This window comes from uncultured Streptomyces sp., from assembly GCF_947488945.1.
Taxonomy (GTDB): Bacteria; Actinomycetota; Actinomycetes; order Streptomycetales; family Streptomycetaceae; genus Streptomyces.
The window spans coordinates 64967-82343 of sequence record NZ_CANLBS010000024.1; the positions used below are offsets into that span (position 1 = coordinate 64967).

Annotated in this window: 14 protein-coding genes and 1 pseudogene; 6 read left to right on the forward strand and 9 right to left on the reverse strand. The window is 71.9% G+C overall.

Going from position 1 to position 17377, the window contains the following annotated elements; translation table 11 throughout:
* Positions 1-51: 51 nt before the first annotated feature.
* The 3 genes from Q0994_RS28970 (at position 52) to Q0994_RS28980 (ending at position 2008) form a co-directional block, all read left to right on the forward strand.
* Positions 52-1038 (forward strand): fatty acid desaturase, encoded by a 987-nt coding sequence (locus Q0994_RS28970; RefSeq protein ID WP_299540395.1) that lies wholly within the window; start codon positions 52-54, stop codon positions 1036-1038.
* Positions 1035-1721 carry a TetR/AcrR family transcriptional regulator gene (locus Q0994_RS28975; RefSeq protein ID WP_299540398.1) on the forward strand — a complete coding sequence of 229 codons (687 nt, stop codon included), beginning with the start codon at positions 1035-1037 and terminating at the stop codon, positions 1719-1721. Before Q0994_RS28970 ends, Q0994_RS28975 begins: the two co-directional genes overlap by 4 nt.
* An 86-nt stretch (positions 1722-1807) precedes the next feature.
* Complete coding sequence (locus tag Q0994_RS28980; RefSeq protein ID WP_299540400.1) at positions 1808-2008, forward strand: hypothetical protein; 201 nt, start codon at positions 1808-1810, stop codon at positions 2006-2008.
* Positions 2009-2011: 3 nt separating this feature from the next.
* Here the strand turns inward: Q0994_RS28980 and Q0994_RS28985 are convergent, their stop codons facing one another.
* Positions 2012-2812 carry a trans-aconitate 2-methyltransferase gene (locus Q0994_RS28985; RefSeq protein ID WP_299540402.1) on the reverse strand — a complete coding sequence of 267 codons (801 nt, stop codon included), beginning with the start codon at positions 2810-2812 and terminating at the stop codon, positions 2012-2014.
* 88 nt (positions 2813-2900) lie between these two features.
* Here Q0994_RS28985 and Q0994_RS28990 point away from each other — a divergent pair, with 88 nt between their 5' ends.
* Positions 2901-3398, forward strand: coding sequence for a MarR family winged helix-turn-helix transcriptional regulator (locus Q0994_RS28990; RefSeq protein ID WP_299540404.1), 498 nt, complete (start codon positions 2901-2903; stop codon positions 3396-3398).
* Here Q0994_RS28990 and Q0994_RS28995 read toward each other — a convergent pair.
* From Q0994_RS28995 to galT, 4 genes are all read right to left on the reverse strand, one after another.
* Positions 3357-4124: a response regulator transcription factor gene (locus tag Q0994_RS28995; protein ID WP_299540406.1), complete on the reverse strand. Its 768-nt coding sequence runs from the start codon at positions 4122-4124 to the stop codon at positions 3357-3359. The genes Q0994_RS28990 and Q0994_RS28995 overlap by 42 nt on opposite strands.
* Before the next feature lie 494 nt (positions 4125-4618).
* Positions 4619-5785 (reverse strand): galactokinase, encoded by a 1167-nt coding sequence (gene galK / locus Q0994_RS29000; RefSeq protein WP_299540408.1) that lies wholly within the window; start codon positions 5783-5785, stop codon positions 4619-4621.
* The gene (galE, locus tag Q0994_RS29005) at positions 5782-6765 is read right to left on the reverse strand and encodes a UDP-glucose 4-epimerase GalE (RefSeq protein ID WP_299540410.1); all 984 of its coding nucleotides are present in this window, start codon (positions 6763-6765) and stop codon (positions 5782-5784) included. The genes galK and galE overlap by 4 nt, the downstream gene beginning before the upstream one ends.
* Positions 6762-7805 (reverse strand): galactose-1-phosphate uridylyltransferase, encoded by a 1044-nt coding sequence (galT, locus tag Q0994_RS29010; protein ID WP_299540412.1) that lies wholly within the window; start codon positions 7803-7805, stop codon positions 6762-6764. Before galT ends, galE begins: the two co-directional genes overlap by 4 nt.
* A 252-nt stretch (positions 7806-8057) precedes the next feature.
* Between galT and Q0994_RS29015 the strand changes: the two genes are divergently transcribed.
* Together Q0994_RS29015 and Q0994_RS29020 are read left to right on the forward strand one after the other, a co-directional pair.
* Positions 8058-9728 carry a sodium:solute symporter family protein gene (locus Q0994_RS29015; protein WP_299540414.1) on the forward strand — a complete coding sequence of 557 codons (1671 nt, stop codon included), beginning with the start codon at positions 8058-8060 and terminating at the stop codon, positions 9726-9728.
* 15 nt (positions 9729-9743) lie between these two features.
* Positions 9744-10034, forward strand: a complete 291-nt coding sequence (locus Q0994_RS29020; protein WP_299540417.1) for a hypothetical protein — start codon at positions 9744-9746, stop codon at positions 10032-10034.
* Positions 10035-10067: 33 nt separating this feature from the next.
* Here the strand turns inward: Q0994_RS29020 and Q0994_RS29025 are convergent, their stop codons facing one another.
* The 4 genes and pseudogenes from Q0994_RS29025 to Q0994_RS29040 all read right to left on the reverse strand — a co-directional run bounded on the left by Q0994_RS29025 (position 10068) and on the right by Q0994_RS29040 (position 17344).
* Complete coding sequence (locus Q0994_RS29025) at positions 10068-10772, reverse strand: response regulator transcription factor (RefSeq protein ID WP_299540419.1); 705 nt, start codon at positions 10770-10772, stop codon at positions 10068-10070.
* 265 nt (positions 10773-11037) lie between these two features.
* Positions 11038-12981, reverse strand: a pseudogene (locus Q0994_RS29030) (PQQ-binding-like beta-propeller repeat protein); the annotation flags it as partial.
* 70 nt (positions 12982-13051) lie between these two features.
* Positions 13052-14929 carry a PQQ-binding-like beta-propeller repeat protein gene (locus Q0994_RS29035; protein ID WP_299540421.1) on the reverse strand — a complete coding sequence of 626 codons (1878 nt, stop codon included), beginning with the start codon at positions 14927-14929 and terminating at the stop codon, positions 13052-13054.
* Between the two features lie 600 nt (positions 14930-15529).
* Positions 15530-17344 (reverse strand): ABC-F family ATP-binding cassette domain-containing protein, encoded by a 1815-nt coding sequence (locus Q0994_RS29040; RefSeq protein ID WP_299540423.1) that lies wholly within the window; start codon positions 17342-17344, stop codon positions 15530-15532.
* Between the last annotated feature and the right edge of the window lie 33 nt (positions 17345-17377).

Sequence of the window (17377 nt, forward strand, 5' to 3'; positions counted from 1 at the left end):
CCGTAGCCCGCGGTCTCCTGCTCTTCTCCTCATCCCCCCAGGGAGATCCAGATGACCAGCAGTCCCGACGTGATCGACGAGGCCGGAAAACCCGCCACCGCCGGGGGCCCGCCGCCCTCCGCGACGCTCGGCGGCGACAGCAAGCGCACGTCGGAGCAGGTGGCGCTACTCCTGTTCATCGTGGTGCCGTTCGTGGCGCTGATCGTGGCGGTGCCGCTGGCCTGGGGCCGCGGGGTCAGCTGGCTCGACCTGGGCCTGATGGTGGCGATGTACTACATCGGGTGCCACGGCATCACGATCGGCTTCCACCGGCACTTCACGCACGGGGCGTTCAAGGCGAAGCGTCCGCTGAAGCTGGCGCTCGCGGTCATGGGATCGCTGGCGGTGGAGGGTCCGCTGGTGCGTTGGGTGGCCGACCACCGCAAGCACCACCGCTTCTCGGACGCCGAGGGCGACCCGCACTCGCCGTGGCGGTTCGGCGAGACGCTGCCGGCCCTGATGAAGGGCCTGTGGTGGGCGCACATCGGGTGGATGTTCGACGAGGAGCGCACTCCGCAGCACACCTACGCCCCCGACCTGATCAAGGACCCGGCGCTGGTGCGGATCTCCCGCCACTTCCTCTCCTTCACCATCCTGTCGCTGGCGATCCCGCCGCTGGTGGGCGGCCTGGTGACGATGTCCTGGTGGGGCGCGTTCACGGCGTTCTTCTGGGGCTCGCTGGTCCGGGTGGCGCTGCTGCACCACGTGACGTGGTCGATCAACTCGATCTGCCACGCGGTGGGCAAGCGGCCGTTCAAGTCCCGTGACCGCTCGGGCAACGTCTGGTGGCTGGCCGTCCTGTCCTGCGGCGAGTCCTGGCACAACCTGCACCACGCGGACCCGACCAGCGCCCGGCACGGCGTGCTGAAGGGGCAGATCGACTCCAGCGCCCGGCTGATCCGCTGGTTCGAGCAGGCGGGTTGGGCGTACGACGTGCGCTGGCCGGACGCGGCCCGTATCGACTCCCGGCGCAAGGCAGTGGCCGCAGACGCGGCATGATGGGCGACGTGGCGACCGACGGCAGCACGAGCAGCGAGAAGAGCAGCCCCACCCCCGCGCGGCGGATTCGCAGGGTCCGGATGACCGGGAAGGAACGGCGCGAACAACTCCTGGACATCGGCCGCGCGCTCTTCGCCGACAAGGGCTTCGAGGGCACCTCGGTGGAGGAGATCGCCGCCCGCGCGGGGGTCTCCAAGCCGGTCGTCTACGAGCACTTCGGCGGCAAGGAGGGCCTGTACGCGGTCGTCGTCGACCGGGAGATGCGCCAGCTCCTGGACATGGTGACCGGCGCCCTCACCGCGGGTCACCCGCGCGAGCTGCTGGAGCAGGCGGCGTTCGCCCTGCTGGACTACATCGAGACGTACACCGACGGCTTCCGCATCCTGGTCCGGGACTCGCCCGTCGCGCAGTCCACCGGCACGTTCGCGTCGCTGATCAGCGACATCGCCACGCAGGTGGAGGACATCCTGGGCCTGGAGTTCAAGGCCCGCGGGTTCGAACCGAAGCTGGCCCCGCTGTACGCGCAGGCGCTGGTGGGCATGGTGGCGCTGACCGGCCAGTGGTGGCTCGACGTCCGCAGGCCGAAGAAGGCGGAGGTCGCCGCCCACCTGGTGAACCTCGCCTGGCACGGGCTGGAGAACCTGGAGTCGAAGCCCCGTCTGATAGGACACCGCAAGAGCTGAGCCGTCCCTTCCCGCGCGTCACCCGTTGTGGTGACTCCCGCGGAGACCCGGCCGTCATGTGGTCGGCGGGGCCGAGAATCCCGTCCATGGGAGGAACCATGACCGCCGAGCCGACCACCGCGCACCGTTCTCGCCGGCCGGTGCCCCCGCAGGACGGATACACCGTGGACGATCTGTCCACGCTGAAGGTCTACGCACTGACGGGCATCCACCACGACCGGCTGAAGACGGACGTGCCGTTCACCATCGGTCTGGACATCTCCTGGACGGCGCTGGACGCCCTGTGACCCTCACCGCTTCCCCTTCCTGGCCACCGCGAAGATCCGCCGGAACGGGAAGACCGTGCCGTGCGGTTCGCGCGGGTAGGCCTCGCGCAGCAGGGTGCGGTATTCGGCGGTGAACGCGTCGCGGGCCTCGGGGTCGTCGGCGAGGGCGGTGAGGACGGGGCGCAGTCCGGTGCCCTTCACCCAGTCGAGGACCGCGTCGTCGCCCGCCAGGAGGTGGAGGTAGGTCGTCTCCCAGGCGTCCACCTCGCAGCCGAGGGCGGCCAGCCGGCCGAGGTAGGCGGACGGTTCGAGGACCGCGTCGTCGTGGCGGAGCAGTCCGCCGAGGCGGGCGCGCCAGCGCGGGGACTCCGCGAGCCGGCGCATCAGCACGTGGCTGGGGGCGCCGAAGTTGCCGGGGACCTGGAAGGCGAGGGCGCCGCCGGGGAGCAGACCGGCCAGCCAGGCGGGGAAGCGGTCGGCGTGCCCGGGGACCCACTGGAGCAGGGCGTTGGAGACGATCAGTGCGTGCGGCGCGTCCGGGGTCCAGGTCGCGGCGTCGGCGCGGGCGAAGTCCAGGCCGGGTCCGGCGTGGGCGCGGGCCCGTTCCAGCATCTGCGGGGAGTCGTCGTACCCGGTGGTCCGGAAGCCGGGCCACCGGTCGGCGAGCAGCGCGGTGGCGTTGCCGGCCCCGCAGCCGAGGTCGGCGATGCGGGCCCCGGGGCCGCCGGGCAGATCCCCGATCCGGGCCAGCAGGTCGAGGAAGGGGCGAGTGCGGTGGTCCGCGTGGCGCAGGTACTGCTGCGGGTCCCAGAGGGGTGCGGTCATGGGTTCAGGGTGGCCCGATATTTATCTTGATGTCAAGACACTCGAATTCAAGAGACTTCATGTCGACAGACCCTCTACACTGATCCACATGGAGGACGAGGTCGACCGTCTGGTCGCTGCATGGCGCCGCGAGCGCCCCGACCTCGACGTGGAACCGCTCGAGGTCCTCAGCCGCGTCTCCCGCCTGGCCCGCCACCTCGACCGGGCCCGCCGCATCGCCTTCTCCGAGCACGAGCTGGAGCCGTGGGAGTTCGACGTCCTGACGTCGCTCCGCCGGGCCGGCGCCCCGTACCAGCTCTCCCCCGGGCAACTGCTGACGCAGACGCTGGTCACCTCGGGCACGATGACCAACCGCATCGACCGGCTGACCAAGAAGAACCTCGTGGAGCGGCTGCCCGACCCGTCCGACCGGCGCGGTGTGCTGGTGCGGCTGACCGCCGAGGGGCGCGACAAGGCCGACCAGTCACTGGCCGGCCTGCTCGCGCAGGAACGCGCGATCCTCGGCGAGCTGTCCCGCGCCCAGCGCAGCGAACTGGCCGGCCTGCTACGCCAGTTGACCGCCCCGTTCGACAACGTCCCCGGCTAGCTCGGCGGGTCCGATACCGGCCCGGCGGGCCAGCGCGACGGCGGCCAGCGTCGAGTGCACCCCGAGCTTGCCCAGCACGTTCTGCATGTGGGTGCGGACGGTGTGCGGGGAAAGGAACAGCCGCTCCGCGACCGCCTTGCGGCCGAGCCCGGCCACCATGCACCGCAGCACCTCGCGCTCGCGCGGGGTCAGCGACTCCACCAGCCGCTCGCTCTCGGTACGGTGCTTGCGGGCGGCGGTCAGCTCCCGCAGGACCCCGGTGAGCAGGGCCGGCGGCAGATGCGTCTCGTCCCGCAGCACCCCCCGGATCACCGCCAGCAGCCGCTGGAACGAGCAGTCCTTGGCGACCCACCCCGACGCCCCGGCCTGGAGGGCGGCGGCGGCGCGCCGGGGGTCGTCGCGCTCGGCGAGCACCACGGTGCGGACCCCGGGGCGGTCGGCGCGGACCCCGGCCACCAGCGATATGCCGTCGACCGGGCCCGGCGCGCCCTGCTCCGGCACCAGTACGGCGCGGGCCGGGACGGCGGGCCTGATGCCCAGTTCGGCGTCGACCAGCATCACGTCGAAGGCGCGGCCCTCGCTCTGCGCACGCTCCAGGCAGCGCAGCGCGGCCGGGCCGCTGCCGGCCGCGGCCACGTCCACGTCCGGCTCGGCCGCGAGGGCCGCGGCGAGCGATTCGGCGAAGATGCGGTGGTCGTCCACCACGAGAACCCGGATACGGGCCACGGATACCCCCAGCTGCGACGGTCCCGGAGAGCGCGCCGCGTGCCGGCCGACCGGGTCGGTGGCGTCCGGAAGGGCACTGCTCCCCGGCGGGGGACGGGGCCGCGGCCTCCGCGGCAGTCGCCGCGGGCCGTCCGCCCCTCCCCGCCCGGGCGCCGTACCCGATCGTCTCGCCCCTGAACGGCACCGGCCCCCACCGGTGCTGCGCTCAGCGTACGGGCGGCCGGTCGGGGCGGACCGCCGATTCACGGAACTGACCGCGACGGGTGTTTCGGGTGTTCCCCATGTTCCGTCCGGAGACAGAAGGAGACAGACAACGACGCATTCTGCCGAGCGGGCGGCTCCCTGAGGACGACTCCGGGACCGGCGGGCCGCACACGCCGACGGCCGCGCACACCGCGGGACCGCACACACCGCAGGGCCGCACGCGCCGACGGGCCGCCCGCCGTACGCGCGTGCGTGCGGCGGGCGGCCCGTCGGTCCGGTCCCGTGGGGGGTCAGACGAGGCGGCGGGCGCCGCCGGAGGGGACCGCGGGGAAGATGCCCGGCTCGGTGTGCCCGGCGGCGGCGAACGCGGCGAGGACGGCCCCGGAGACCTTGTCCGCGTCCGCCTCCTCCACCAGCACGATGGCCGAGCCGCCGAAGCCGCCGCCGGTCATCCGGGCACCGAGGGCTCCCGCGGCGGTGGCCGACTCGACGACGAGGTCGAGCTCGGCGCAGGAGACCCGCAGGTCGTCGCGGAGCGAGACGTGACCGGCGTCGAGGACCGGCCCGGCCGCCCGGACGTCACCCGCGTCGAGCAGCGCGATGACCTGCTCGACGCGCGCGTTGTCGCTGACCACGTGGCGGACGTAGCGGACGACGGACTCGTCGGCGCCGGCCGCCGCGAGCCGGTCGAGGGCGGCGTCCAGCTCCTCGTACGGGAGTTCGCGCAGGGTCTTCAGGGAGAGCAGGCGGGCGCCCTCCTCGCAGCCGGCCCGGCGTTCGGCGTAGGCGCCGTCGCCGAGGGCGTGCTTGACGCGGGTGTCGACCACCAGCAGCCGCAGGCCGTGGGAGGGCAGGTCGAACGGCACCTGGCGCTGGCCGAGGTCGCGGGTGTCCAGGTGCAGGGCGTGGCCCTCGGTGCAGCAGGCCGACGCCATCTGGTCCATGACGCCGCAGGGCACGCCGACGAAGTCGTTCTCGGCTCGGCGGCCGAGCACGGCGAGGTCGGTGGGGGTCAGTCCCAGCCCGAACAGGTCGTTCAGGGCGAGGGCGGTGACGATCTCCAGGGCGGCGGAGGAGGAGAGCCCGGCGCCGGTGGGGACGTCGGAGGTGATCTGTATGTCCGCGCCGGTGATGTCGTGGCCCGCCTCGCGCAGCGCCCAGACCACACCCGCCGGGTAGGCGGCCCAGCCGTGGCCCTGGTGCGGGGCGAGTGCGGCCACGTCGAGCTGGATCACGCCGCCGGGCACGTCGGTGGAGTGCAGGCGGAGCTGACCGTCGGTGCGCCGGGCGACCGCCGCGCGGGCGGTCTGCGGCAGCGCGAGCGGCATGACGAAGCCGTCGTTGAAGTCGGTGTACTCGCCGATGAGGTTGACGCGGCCGGGCGCGGCCCAGACCCCCTCGGGCTCCGTTCCGTACAGGGCGCGGAAGGAGTCGGTGAGCGCGGTGAGGTCGGTCATGGGGCGGTGGGCTCCTCTCGGCGGGCGAACGCCCAGGCGTCCGCGACGATTCCGGCCAGGTCGGCGCGGGACGGGCGCCAGCCGAGGCGTTCCTCGGCGGCGGCGGCCGAGGCGACGAGTACGGCCGGGTCCCCGGCGCGGCGCGGAGCCGCGGTCTCGGGGATCGGGTGGCCGGTGACCGTGCGGACGGTCTCGATGACCTCGCGGACGGAGAAGCCGTTGCCGTTGCCGAGGTTGCAGATCAGGTGCTCGCCCGCGGTGGCGGCGGTGAGGGCCAGCAGGTGGGCCTCGGCGAGGTCGGCGACGTGGATGTAGTCGCGGACGCAGCTGCCGTCGGGGGTCGGATAGTCGTCGCCGTAGACGGAGATCGACTCGCGTGCGCCGAGCGCGACCTGGAGGACGAGCGGGATGAGGTGCGACTCGGGGCTGTGCCGCTCGCCGTACGCGCCGTAGGCGCCGGCCACGTTGAAGTAGCGCAGCGAGACGGCGGCCAGGCCGTGCGCCGCGGCCTCGCCGCTGATCATGTGGTCGACGGCGAGCTTGGTGGCCCCGTAGGGGTTGGTCGGGGAGGTCGGGTCGCTCTCCGTGATGGGGCTGGAGACCGGCTCGCCGTAGGTGGCGGCGGTGGAGGAGAAGACGAGGGTGCGCACCCCGGCGTCGCGCATCGCGGCGAGCAGCGCGGTGGTGCCGCCGACGTTGTTGACCCAGTACTTCTCCGGGTTCACGACCGACTCGCCGACCTGGGAGAAGGCGGCGAAGTGCAGGACCCCGTCGTAGGAGGGGTCGAGGTACTTCGCGGCGTCCTGGATGCGGCCCTCGATGAACTCGGCGCCCTGCGGCACGCCCTCGCGGAAGCCGGTGGACAGGTCGTCCAGGACGGTCACGGTGTGCCCGGCCTCCAGCAGGTGCTGGGCGACGACGCTGCCGACGTATCCCGCTCCGCCGGTGACCAGGTACTTCTTGGGGGTGCTGGTGCTCACTTGCTGGCTACCTCTCGCAGACGCAGCGCCGCGCTCTCCGGCGGCACATCGTTGATGAACGCTCCCATACCGGACTCCGATCCTGCGAGGAACTTCAGCTTGCCGCTGGTACGACGGATGGTGAACAGTTCGAGGTGGAGCCCGAGTTCCTCGCGCCCGGGGGCGTCGAAGGGCGCCTGGTGCCAGGCGGCGATGTACGGGGTCGGCGGCTCACCGGGTCCGAAGATCCGGTCGAACCGCCTCAGGAGTTCCAGGTAGACCTTCGGGAACTCCGCGCGTGCCCCGTCGTCGAGGTCGCGCAGGTCGGCGACGCGGTGGCGCGGGTGCAGGTGCACCTCGTACGGCCAGTGGGCTGCGTACGGGACGAAGGCGACCCAGTGCTCGCCGGTGAGGACGACGCGCTCGCCGTCGGCGAGTTCGCGCCCGACCACGTCGTCGAAGAGGTTGCGGCCGGTCTTCTCCCGGTGGGCGACGGCCTGGCGCAGCATCAGCTCGGTGCGCGGGGTGACGAAGGGGTAGCCGTAGATCTGGCCGTGCGGGTGACCGAGGGTGACGCCGATCTCGGCACCGCGGTTCTCGAAGCAGAAGACCTGGGCGACCTGGTCGAGCCCGGCGAGGGCCTCGGTGCGGTCGGTCCAGGCGGCGAGGACGAGGGCGGCCTGCTGCTCGGTGAGGTCGGCGAAGGACGCGTCGTGGTCGGAGGTGAAGCAGACGACCTCGCAGCGGCCGGAGTCGCCGGCGAGGGAGGGGAAGCGGTTCTCGAAGACGGCGACGTCGTAGTGGTCGTCGGGGATCTCGCTGAGCCGGCCGTCGCGCGACGGGCAGAGCGGGCACTCGTCGGCGGGCGGGTGGTAGGTGCGGCCCTGGCGGTGCGAGGCGATCGCCACCGCGTCACCGAGGAGGGGATCGCGGCGGATCTCGGAGGCGGTGGCGACGGCGTCCAGGGGACGCTCGTCGACGGCCTCGCGCACGGCGTCGTCGGCCGCGTCGTAATAGATCAGCTCGCGGCCGTCGGCCAGGGTCGTGACCGTCTTCTTCACCAGATCCTCCAAACAGAACTCAACACAACAAACCATAAGGCAACACGCCGGTCAACGGTGGAAGCGTGCACCACTTCCTGCACGCACCTCGCCGCCTTTCGGTGCTTCCTGTGTGAAAGTCGACCCCACGGGACGAGTCGTGGATCACAAGCATCACGATCGAACAAAGAACACCAACTCTGTGTTCACTTATTGAATTCAAACGCGTAGGTTCCGTCGGGTTCAGTTCGCGCAACGAAGCGAGTACCCCCCATGACCTATCTGGCTGAAGGGCTCCGGCTCCCCACCAACGGGCTCGATTACGCAATCCTGGCGATCTACTTCGCCGTGGTCCTCGGCATCGGCTTCGCCGCCAGGGCCAGCGTCAAGACCAGTCTCGACTTCTTCCTGTCCGGCCGGTCGCTGCCCGCGTGGGTGACCGGTCTCGCCTTCGTGGCGGCCAACCTCGGCGCCACCGAGATCCTCGGCATGGCCGCGACCGGTGCCCAGTACGGCGTCGCCGTCGTCCACTGGTACTGGATCGGGGCCATCCCCGCCATGGTCTTCCTCGGCCTGGTGATGATGCCGTTCTACTACCGGTCGAAGGTCCGGTCGGTGCCGGAGTTCCTGCTCCAGCGCTTCGACAAGTCGGCCCACCTGCTCAGCTCGGTGCTCTTCGCCTTCGCCGCCATCCTGATCGCGGGCGTGAACCTCTACGCCCTGTCGATCGTCGTGGAGGCGCTGCTCGGCTGGGACCAGTGGATAGCCATCGTGGTGGCGGGCGTCTTCGTCCTCCTCTACATCACCATCGGCGGCCTCTCCTCGGCGATCTACAACGAGGTGCTGCAGTTCTTCGTCATCCTCGCCGCGCTCATCCCGCTGACCGTCCTCGGCCTCAGGCGCGTGGGCGGCTGGGACGGCCTCACCGGCTCGCTGGAGAAGAGCCACGGCGCCGACTTCCTCTCCGCGTGGGGCGGCACCGGCATCGGTGACGCCAACCCGCTCGGCGCCAACTGGCTGACGATCATCCTGGGCCTCGGCTTCGTCCTCTCCTTCGGGTACTGGACGACCAACTTCGCCGAAGTGCAGCGCGCCCTGTCCGCGAAGAACCTCTCGGCCGCCCAGCGCACCCCGCTGATCGCCGCGTTCCCGAAGATCTTCATCGTCTTCCTCGTGATGATCCCGGGCATGGTCGCCGCCGTCGTCGTCCCGAACATCGGCACCGACCGCAGCGACCTGACGTACAACGACGCGATCCCGCTGCTGATGCGCGAACTGCTGCCCAACGGGGTGCTCGGCATCGCCGTGACCGGTCTGATGGCCGCGTTCATGGCCGGCATGGCGGCCAACGTCTCCTCGTTCAACACGGTGTTCACCACGGACATCTACGCCCGGTACATCCGCAAGGATGCACCGGACCAGCACTACCTGAAGTTCGGCCGCGGCATCACCGCCGTCGGCGTGCTGGCCTCCATCGGCACCGCGTTCATCGCCGCCAGCTTCTCGAACATCATGAGCTACCTGCAGACGCTGTTCTCGTTCTTCAACGTCCCGATGTTCGTCGTCTTCATCATCGGCATGTTCTGGAAGCGCGCCTCGATGAAGTCCGGCGTCTGGGGCCTGGTCGCGGGCACCACCGCCGCGATGGTGAACTACTTCGTCTTCTACAAGCAGGGCGTCATCGACATCCCGTCCGACCAGGGCGCGAACTTCGTCTCCGCCATCGTCGGCTTCGTCGCCGGCGCGGTCGTCATGGTCGTGGTCACCCTCTTCACCGCGCCGAAGCCGGAGGCCGAACTGGCCGGCCTGGTCTACGGCACCGAGTCGCCGGACGCCCCCGAGGTCCCGGACGAGGCCGACGGCGCCTGGTACCGCAAGCCGGCCCTGCTGGGCTGGGGCGCGATCGTGCTCGCCGCCGCCTGCTACATCCCCTACTCGTTCTGATCGGAGGAACCACCCATGTCCGAGCTGCACAAGGAAGTCTCCGAGCTGGAGGGGAAGTCCGCCACGGCGGCCCGCCTCTTCGACATCCGGCTCATCATCGGCGGTCTCTTCGTGGTCTACGGAGTCATCGTCACCCTGGCGGGCATCAGCCCGTCCGACGCCGACCTCAAGAAGGCCGAGGGCGTCCACATCAACCTCTGGACCGGCCTCGCCATGCTGGTCCTCGGGCTGGCCTTCCTCCTCTGGATGAAGATCCGCCCGGTGCAGGTGCCGGCCGCACCGGCCGACCCCGCCCCCGAGGACTGACCACCTCGTCCCGCAGGGGCCGGACCCCGCCGTTCACCCGGCGGGGTCCGGCCCCTGCGGCGTGTCCGGGAGATACAGCGTGGCCCGCTCCAGCAGCCCCGTACGGGCCGCGAGCGCGGCGGCCTCCAGCCGGGAGCCCACGCCCAGCTTCATCAGGACCCGCTGCACATGGGTCCGCGCCGTGCTCGGCGCGATGCGCATCCCCGCGGCGATCAGCCGGGTGCCCTCCCCCTCCGCGACCCTGACCAGCACCTCCGCCTCGCGCGGGGTCAGCAGCCGCAGCAGCCGCTGGCCCTCGTCGTCCGGCTGCGCCACCGGGTCGAGCAGTTCCGCGAACGCGCCCCGCAGCAGCGCCGGCGCCACCGACGCCTCTCCGGCCCGCGCCCTGGTCATCGCCCGCTCCACGCCCTCGATCCGCTCGTCGTGGCGGACGTAGCCGGCGGCCCCCGCCGCGAACGCCGCCGCGATCCCGCGCGGGCTCGGCACCGGGCCGAGCACCACGACCGCGACCTGGGGCCGCTCCCGGCCGATCCGCGTCACGGGGTCGAACACGCCGGGCGCCGCCGGTGACGCCGTCCCGAAGAGGCAGACCTCGGGGGCGCGGGCGATCACCAGGTCCGCCGCACCGGCCGTCGGCGCGGTCGCCGCCAGCACCCGGTGGCCGCGGAGCTTCAGCGCGGAGGCGAGCGCCTCGGCCAGCAGACGGTGGTCGTCGACCACCACCAGGCGAACACCCATCGACCACAACCCCCTGTACCGCGGCGGCCGTTGCGCGCCCCCCGCGTGCCGTGCCCGCGGGCTCCCCGGAGCCCGGGGGCGTCTCCCAGACCCGGCAAGCTACACGCTTGTTCGACGTCGCGTGCCCCATACATGGCAGAAGCCCCCCTGAATGCCGAATTCTTGGCCATTCAGGGGGGCTTGCGCCGGAAAGCGCACTACCTGCCGTACGGCGCGCCCGCCGGGTGCGCCGGCAGGCGCTGCAGCGGGTGCGTCAGTGCGCGCGTCAGTGGGTGCTGAAGGACACCACCAGGTTGCGCTCCCGGCCCGCGCTCCCGCTGTGCGAGCTGATGATCCCCTGCGAGAAGAACAGCCTGCCGTCGGCGAAGTCGAACTCGTCGCCGTTCCAGGTGTACGCGGTCTCCGCCTCCCGGACCTTGTCGTCCGCCGGGTTCTCCATCAGCAGCGTCTCCTTCAGCGTGGCCCCGTCCAGCGAGACCACCTGGCCGCCCTTGTCGTACGGCGGCTCCTTGTACGCGATGACGTTGGTGCCGTCCATCCGCAGCGGCACCAGGGAGTAGCGCTCGCCCGCGTCGGCCCGGGGGCCGCTGAGCTTCCCGGTGGTCAGGTCGAACGCGACCACCTCGTTGGTGTCGCCGAACTCGGCCTTGCCCTCGTGCGGTTCCGTCGGCACGTACAGCCGGTTGTTGCCGACGGTCATCCCCGAGCACATCTCCACCTCGGTGGAGCCGCAGTCGCCGCCGTAGCGGTCGGCGTCGGCGGAGATCCGCACGATCAGCTTCCCGGTGTCGCGGTCGATCGAGAAGTAGTCCGAGATCGCGCTGCCGTCGCCCGCGGTGTCACCGACGTTGGCGGCCACCACCAGCGGGTCGCTGGAGACGACGGCGGCGTACTCGACACCGGCCGGCATGTCGAACGAGGAGAGCGGGGCGCCGGTGGCGGGGTTCAGCGCCTGGATGCTGAGCTGCGGTTCGTCGCTCGTGCCGCAGCGGCGGACCGCGACGAGGCCGGCGCCGCCGCCGTACCCCTTGTCGTAGCAGCCGTCGGTGGAGACCTTCGGCTTCCACAGTTCCTTGCCGTCGGCGATCTGGAAGGCCGCGCCGCCGTTGAGGCCGCCCGCCGCGACGGTGCTGCCGCTGACCGTCACCTCGTCGAAGCGGACCGGCTCGTCGCCGTTTCCGCCGAGCACCGACTTGGACCAGAGCATCTTGCCGGTCTTCAGGTCCAGGGCGCCGACCTGGTTGCAGGAGGGGTACTTGTCGGCCTTGGTGGGCTTGGCCTCCTGGAAGGCGATGGCCGTCCGGTAGTCGTCCGTCATGAAGCGGGACGCGGCGCAGAGCTGGCCGGCGGTCGGCACCGACCAGACCTTGGTGCCCTTGTCGAGGTCGTAGGCGACGATCTCGTACAGGCCGGTCTTCACGAACACCTTGTCGGTGATCCAGGAACCCCGGACCGTGGCGACGTCGGCGACCTCCGGTTCCGGGACCTTGAAGCCGAGTTCGGACGCGGTGCTGGCGGGCGCCTTCTCCTTGCCGCCGGCGAGTCCGCCCTCCTTCTCGCCCCCGCCCTTGCCCTCGGTGCCGGAGGTGGAGGCCTCGGTCTTCTTGCCGTCGTCACCGGAAGAGGTGGCGTAGAGGGCCCCGCCGCCGACGATGAGCACGACGGCGACCGCCGCGGCGATGATGATCTTCATCTGCGCCGAGAGCTTCTTCTTGCCGCCCCCGTCGCCCTGCGGGGTTACCGGGTACTGCGGCTGCGTCGGGTAGCCGTATGCCTGGCCGTGCTGACCGGGCTGCCCGAAGTAGCCGGGCTGGCCGGGCTGCGGGGAGGTGGCGGTCGGCGGATAACCGTAGCCGGGCTGCTGCGGGGCCTGCGGGTAGCCGTAGCCGGGGGCGGCGGGCGGGTAACCGTAAGCGGGACCCTGCGGCTGACCGCCCTGCGGGGGCTGCCCGTACGGGGCCTGGGGCGCGCCGTACCCGCCCTGCGGCGCGGCCGGGGGCTGCTGCGGGGCGCCGTAACCGCCGGGCGGCGGCGGAGTGCCGGGCGGCTGCGGCTGCTGGGCTCCCTGCTGCGACGGGGCCGGCGGCTGTCCGGCGCGCGCGTCCGGCGGCGGCACCGGGGCTCCGAACCCGCCGGGCGGCGGGTCCTGGGGGGCGCCGAACCCGCCCTGCGGCGGGTCGGCGGGCGGCTGCTGGGGCGGTTGGCTCATGGCGTGCGTACCTCGGTGGTGGGGAGGGGGGACGGAACGGGCATGCGCGGGGGGTTGCGGAGGGCGGCCGTCACTTGCCGAACACCATCATCGTCTTGACCTCCTTCTCCTCGGCGTCCGAGGTTCCGCTCACCCGCCCGTTCACCAGGAACGAACGACCGCCCACATAGGCGAACTCGGGGTTGTAGAAGGTGGACTCGACGCGGGTGGCCGACGCCGGGTGCTGGAGCACGACGCGCGGGGCGCCGCCGGTCGGCGCGAGGAGCGCGACGGCGCCGCCCTGGTCGTAGGTGGCCTCCATGTGGAGGACGACGTCGGGGCCCTCCATGCGCAGCGGCTGGACGGTCCGTCCGGTCGGGGCGGCCGCCTTCCACTTCGGCTTGCCGGTGTTCAGGTCGAAGGCGACGACCTTGTTGGCGGTGCCACTGGCGGCCTCGGTCGACATGTAGAAGGTGTTGGCGTCCGCGGCGACGCCCGCGCAGCCTTCGAGGGACTTGCCGAAGACGGAGAAACGGCTGCCGCAGTCCGGGTTGAACTTGTCCTGCGTGTCGACCACGTTGGAGCGGAGCGTGCCGTTCTCACGGAAGGCGAGGATGCCCCACGACTTGTCCTTCTCCTTGGTCACCGAGACGACGAGCGGGCTCACCGAGTAGACCCGGTCGACCTCCAGGCCGCGCTCCAGGGCGAACGTCCAGGCCGCCTTGCCGGTGACCGGGTCCAGCCGCTGGATCCGCTGCTGGGGGTTGTTCACGTCAGAGGTCCGGCAGTTCAGCGCGGCGATCAGCTTGGCACCGCCGGCGAAGGCGTACGGGAGGCAGTCGCCCGAGGGGTTGCCCCAGAGCTCCTTGCCGTCGGAGACCCGGTAGGCGTTGGCGTTGCCGGTCCTGCCGACGGTGACCGTGTCGCCGCTGATCGCGAGACCGAGGTCGGTCATCAGGTCCCAGGCGTTGTTCTTCTTGACCGACTTCTTCCAGCCCGCCTTGCCGGTGGTGAGGTCGATCATCTGGAGATCGGCGCAGTCCGCCTTGTCGGTCGTGCCGTTCTTCACCGCGACGACGAGCTTCCCGTCGTCCGTCGGCGCCTGGGGCGCGGAGCAGAGGTCGGCCGGCAGGTCCACCGTCCACTTCTTCTCGCCGGTCGCCACCGAGTAGCCGGACACGCCCCGGTAGACGCCGCGGACCACGGTGTCGCCGACGATCCACGGCCCGTGGACGTCCGCGCCGGAACGCGGCAGGTCGATGTCGTTGGTCTGGAGCCAGAGCACCTTCGCCTCGCCCGGCTTGCGCCCGGCGTTGAAGTCCTCCTGCCCCTGACGGCCGTCGCCCTCGCCGTCGCCCTCGTCGACGGAGGCCGACGGACCGGGGGCCGGCGGGGCGCTGCTCCCCGTGGCCACCGGGTCCTTCTCGTCGTCCCCGCCGGTCACCGCGAGGCCGACGCCGACCCCGACCACGAGCACCAGCGCGACCGCCGCGGCGGCCACCACCGCGGTCTTGTTCTTGAAGAACCCACCGCCGGACGGACCGTCGCCACCCGGCTGATGTGCCGGATGACCGGCCGCCGTCGCCCCGTACGGGCCGGGCTGCTGCCCGTAAGGGCCCGGCTGCTGCCCGTAAGGACCGGGCTGCGGGGCGTACGGTCCCGGCTGCCCGTACGGGCCGGGCGGGCCGGGCGGTTGCTGCCCGTAAGGGCCCGGGGCCTGCTGCCCATAGGGACCGGGCTGCTGTGCGTAGGGACCGGGCTGTTGCCCGTAGGGGCCGGGCTCCTGCCCGTAGGGTCCCGGCTGCTGCCCGTACGGGCCGGGGGCCTGCGGGGGTGCCTGCGGATAGCCGTATCCGGGGCCCGCGGGCGGCTGCGTCCCGGCGGGCGGGGCGGGCGGAACGTCGCGCGGCGGGTCCTGCGGAGCGCCGAAGCCGTCCTGCGGCGGTTGCTGGCTGGGCGGCTGACTCATCAGCGCGTCCCCCTTCGTGCGGGCCGGTGTCCGTTCTCTCTCCCCCGCGATTCCGGACCCCGGAACATCCGCGGACGGACGTCCGGAACTCCCGGAAAGGAGCGAATCGGGCATGGCTCCCGCGGTGTCACGACAGTCGGCGGGGCTTCTTTGTACCACCCGCCCCACCGCCAACAGCGGCTCGGCCCTTGCCCTGTTCCCAAGGGAGAACCGCGCCGTGATGCCCCCGTTACCCGGCCCGCCGACGACCTGGGACCTCCCTCCACCGGACGCTCCGTCAGGAAGCCACGCCACGGCGGACGCTGGGCCGTCGCCCGCCCGACCGGCCACCCGATCCCGCGAGTCGGGGCCGTACGACGGAAAGAAGGGTGCGAAAACGACGAACGCGGCGAACGGCACAGGAGCCGCGCACGCGACGGGGCGGCGGACCCGGCGAGGGCCCCACCGCACGACGAGGGCGGCGAACGCGGCGAGGGCGGCCCGAAAGGGGCCGCCCTCCTTCACCTCGGAGCCGCAGCCCCGCCGGAACCTCCCGGCCGGACCCGCTCCCGCTGGGGACCCCGGCCCGAACCGCCGAGACGACTCAGGCCCTTCGCGCCGTCACGCGTCCTCGGCCAGCTCCAGCCAGCGCATCTCCAACTCGTCCCGCTCGGTGACCAGTTCACGCAGCTCGGCGTCGAGCGTGGCGACCTTCGCGAAGTCGGTGGCGTTGTCCGCGATCTGCTTGTGCAGGGAGGTCTCGCGGGTGGAGAGCTTGTCGAGCTGCCGCTCGACCTTCTGCAGCTCCTTCTTGGCGGCCCGGGTGGCCTGGGCGTTGGCGGCCGGCGCCGGGGCCGCGGCGGCGTGCGCGACGGGGGCCGCCGACGGGGTGACGGACTCCTCCATCCGCTTGCGGCGCTCGATGTACTCGTCGATGCCGCGCGGCAGCATCCGCAGCGCCTGGTCGCCCAGCAGCGCCATGACCTTGTCGGTGGTGCGCTCCACGAAGAACCGGTCGTGGGAGATCACGATCATCGAGCCGGGCCAGCCGTCGAGCAGGTCCTCCAGCTGCGTCAGGGTCTCGATGTCCAGGTCGTTGGTGGGCTCGTCGAGGAAGAGGACGTTGGGCTCGTCCATCAGCAGGCGCAGGATCTGGAGCCGGCGGCGCTCGCCGCCGGAGAGGTCGCCGACGGGCGTCCACTGCTTCTCCTTGGTGAAACCGAACTGCTCGCAGAGCTGCCCGGCCGTCATCTCCCGGCCCTTGCCGAGGTCGACGCGGTCGCGGACCTGCTGCACGGCCTCCAGGACGCGGAGCTTCGGGTCGAGCTCCTTCACCTCCTGGGAGAGGTAGGCCAGCTTCACCGTCCTGCCGACGACGATCTTCCCGGCGGTCGGCTGGACGTCGCCCTGGCTGCGGGCGGCCTCTTCCAGCGCGCGCAGCAGCGAGGTCTTGCCCGCGCCGTTGACGCCGACCAGGCCGACGCGGTCGCCGGGGCCGAGCTGCCAGGTCAGGTGCGTCAGCAGCGTCTTGGGACCGGCCTGGACGGTGACGTCCTCCAGGTCGAAGACGGTCTTGCCGAGCCGGGCGTTGGCGAACTTCATCAGCTCGCTGGTGTCGCGCGGCGGCGGCACGTCGGCGATCAGCTCGTTGGCGGCCTCGATGCGGTAGCGCGGCTTGGAGGTGCGGGCCGGGGCGCCGCGCCGCAGCCAGGCCAGCTCCTTGCGCATCAGGTTCTGCCGCTTGGACTCCTCGGTGGCGGCGATCCGCTCCCGCTCGGCCCGCGCGAAGACGTAGTCGCTGTAGCCGCCCTCGTACTCGTGGACCGCACCGCGCTGGACGTCCCACATGCGGGTGCAGACCTGGTCGAGGAACCACCGGTCGTGGGTGACGCAGACCAGCGCCGACCGACGGGTCCGCAGGTGGCCGGCGAGCCAGGAGATGCCCTCGACGTCGAGGTGGTTGGTGGGCTCGTCGAGGACGATCAGGTCCTGTTCCGCGATGAGCAGCTTGGCGAGCGCGATGCGACGGCGCTCGCCGCCGGAGAGCGGGGCGATCACGGTGTCGAGGCCGTGCTCGAAGCCGGGCAGCGCGAGGCCGCCGAACAGCCCGGTGAGGACGTCGCGGATCTTGGCGCTGCCGGCCCACTCGTGGTCGGCGAGATCGCCGATGACCTCGTGGCGGATGGTCGCCTCCGGGTCGAGGGAGTCGTGCTGGGTGAGGACACCGAGGCGCAGCCCGCCGTTGTGGGTGACGCGGCCGGTGTCCGCCTCCTCCAGCTTGGCGAGCATCCGGATGAGGGTCGTCTTCCCGTCGCCGTTGCGGCCGACGACACCGATCCGGTCGCCCTCGGACACCCCGAGGGATACGCCGTCGAGCAGGGCACGGGTGCCGTACACCTTGCTGACCTGCTCGACATTGACCAGATTGACGGCCATTTCACTCCTGCCTCGGAGACCCCCCGTACGGGG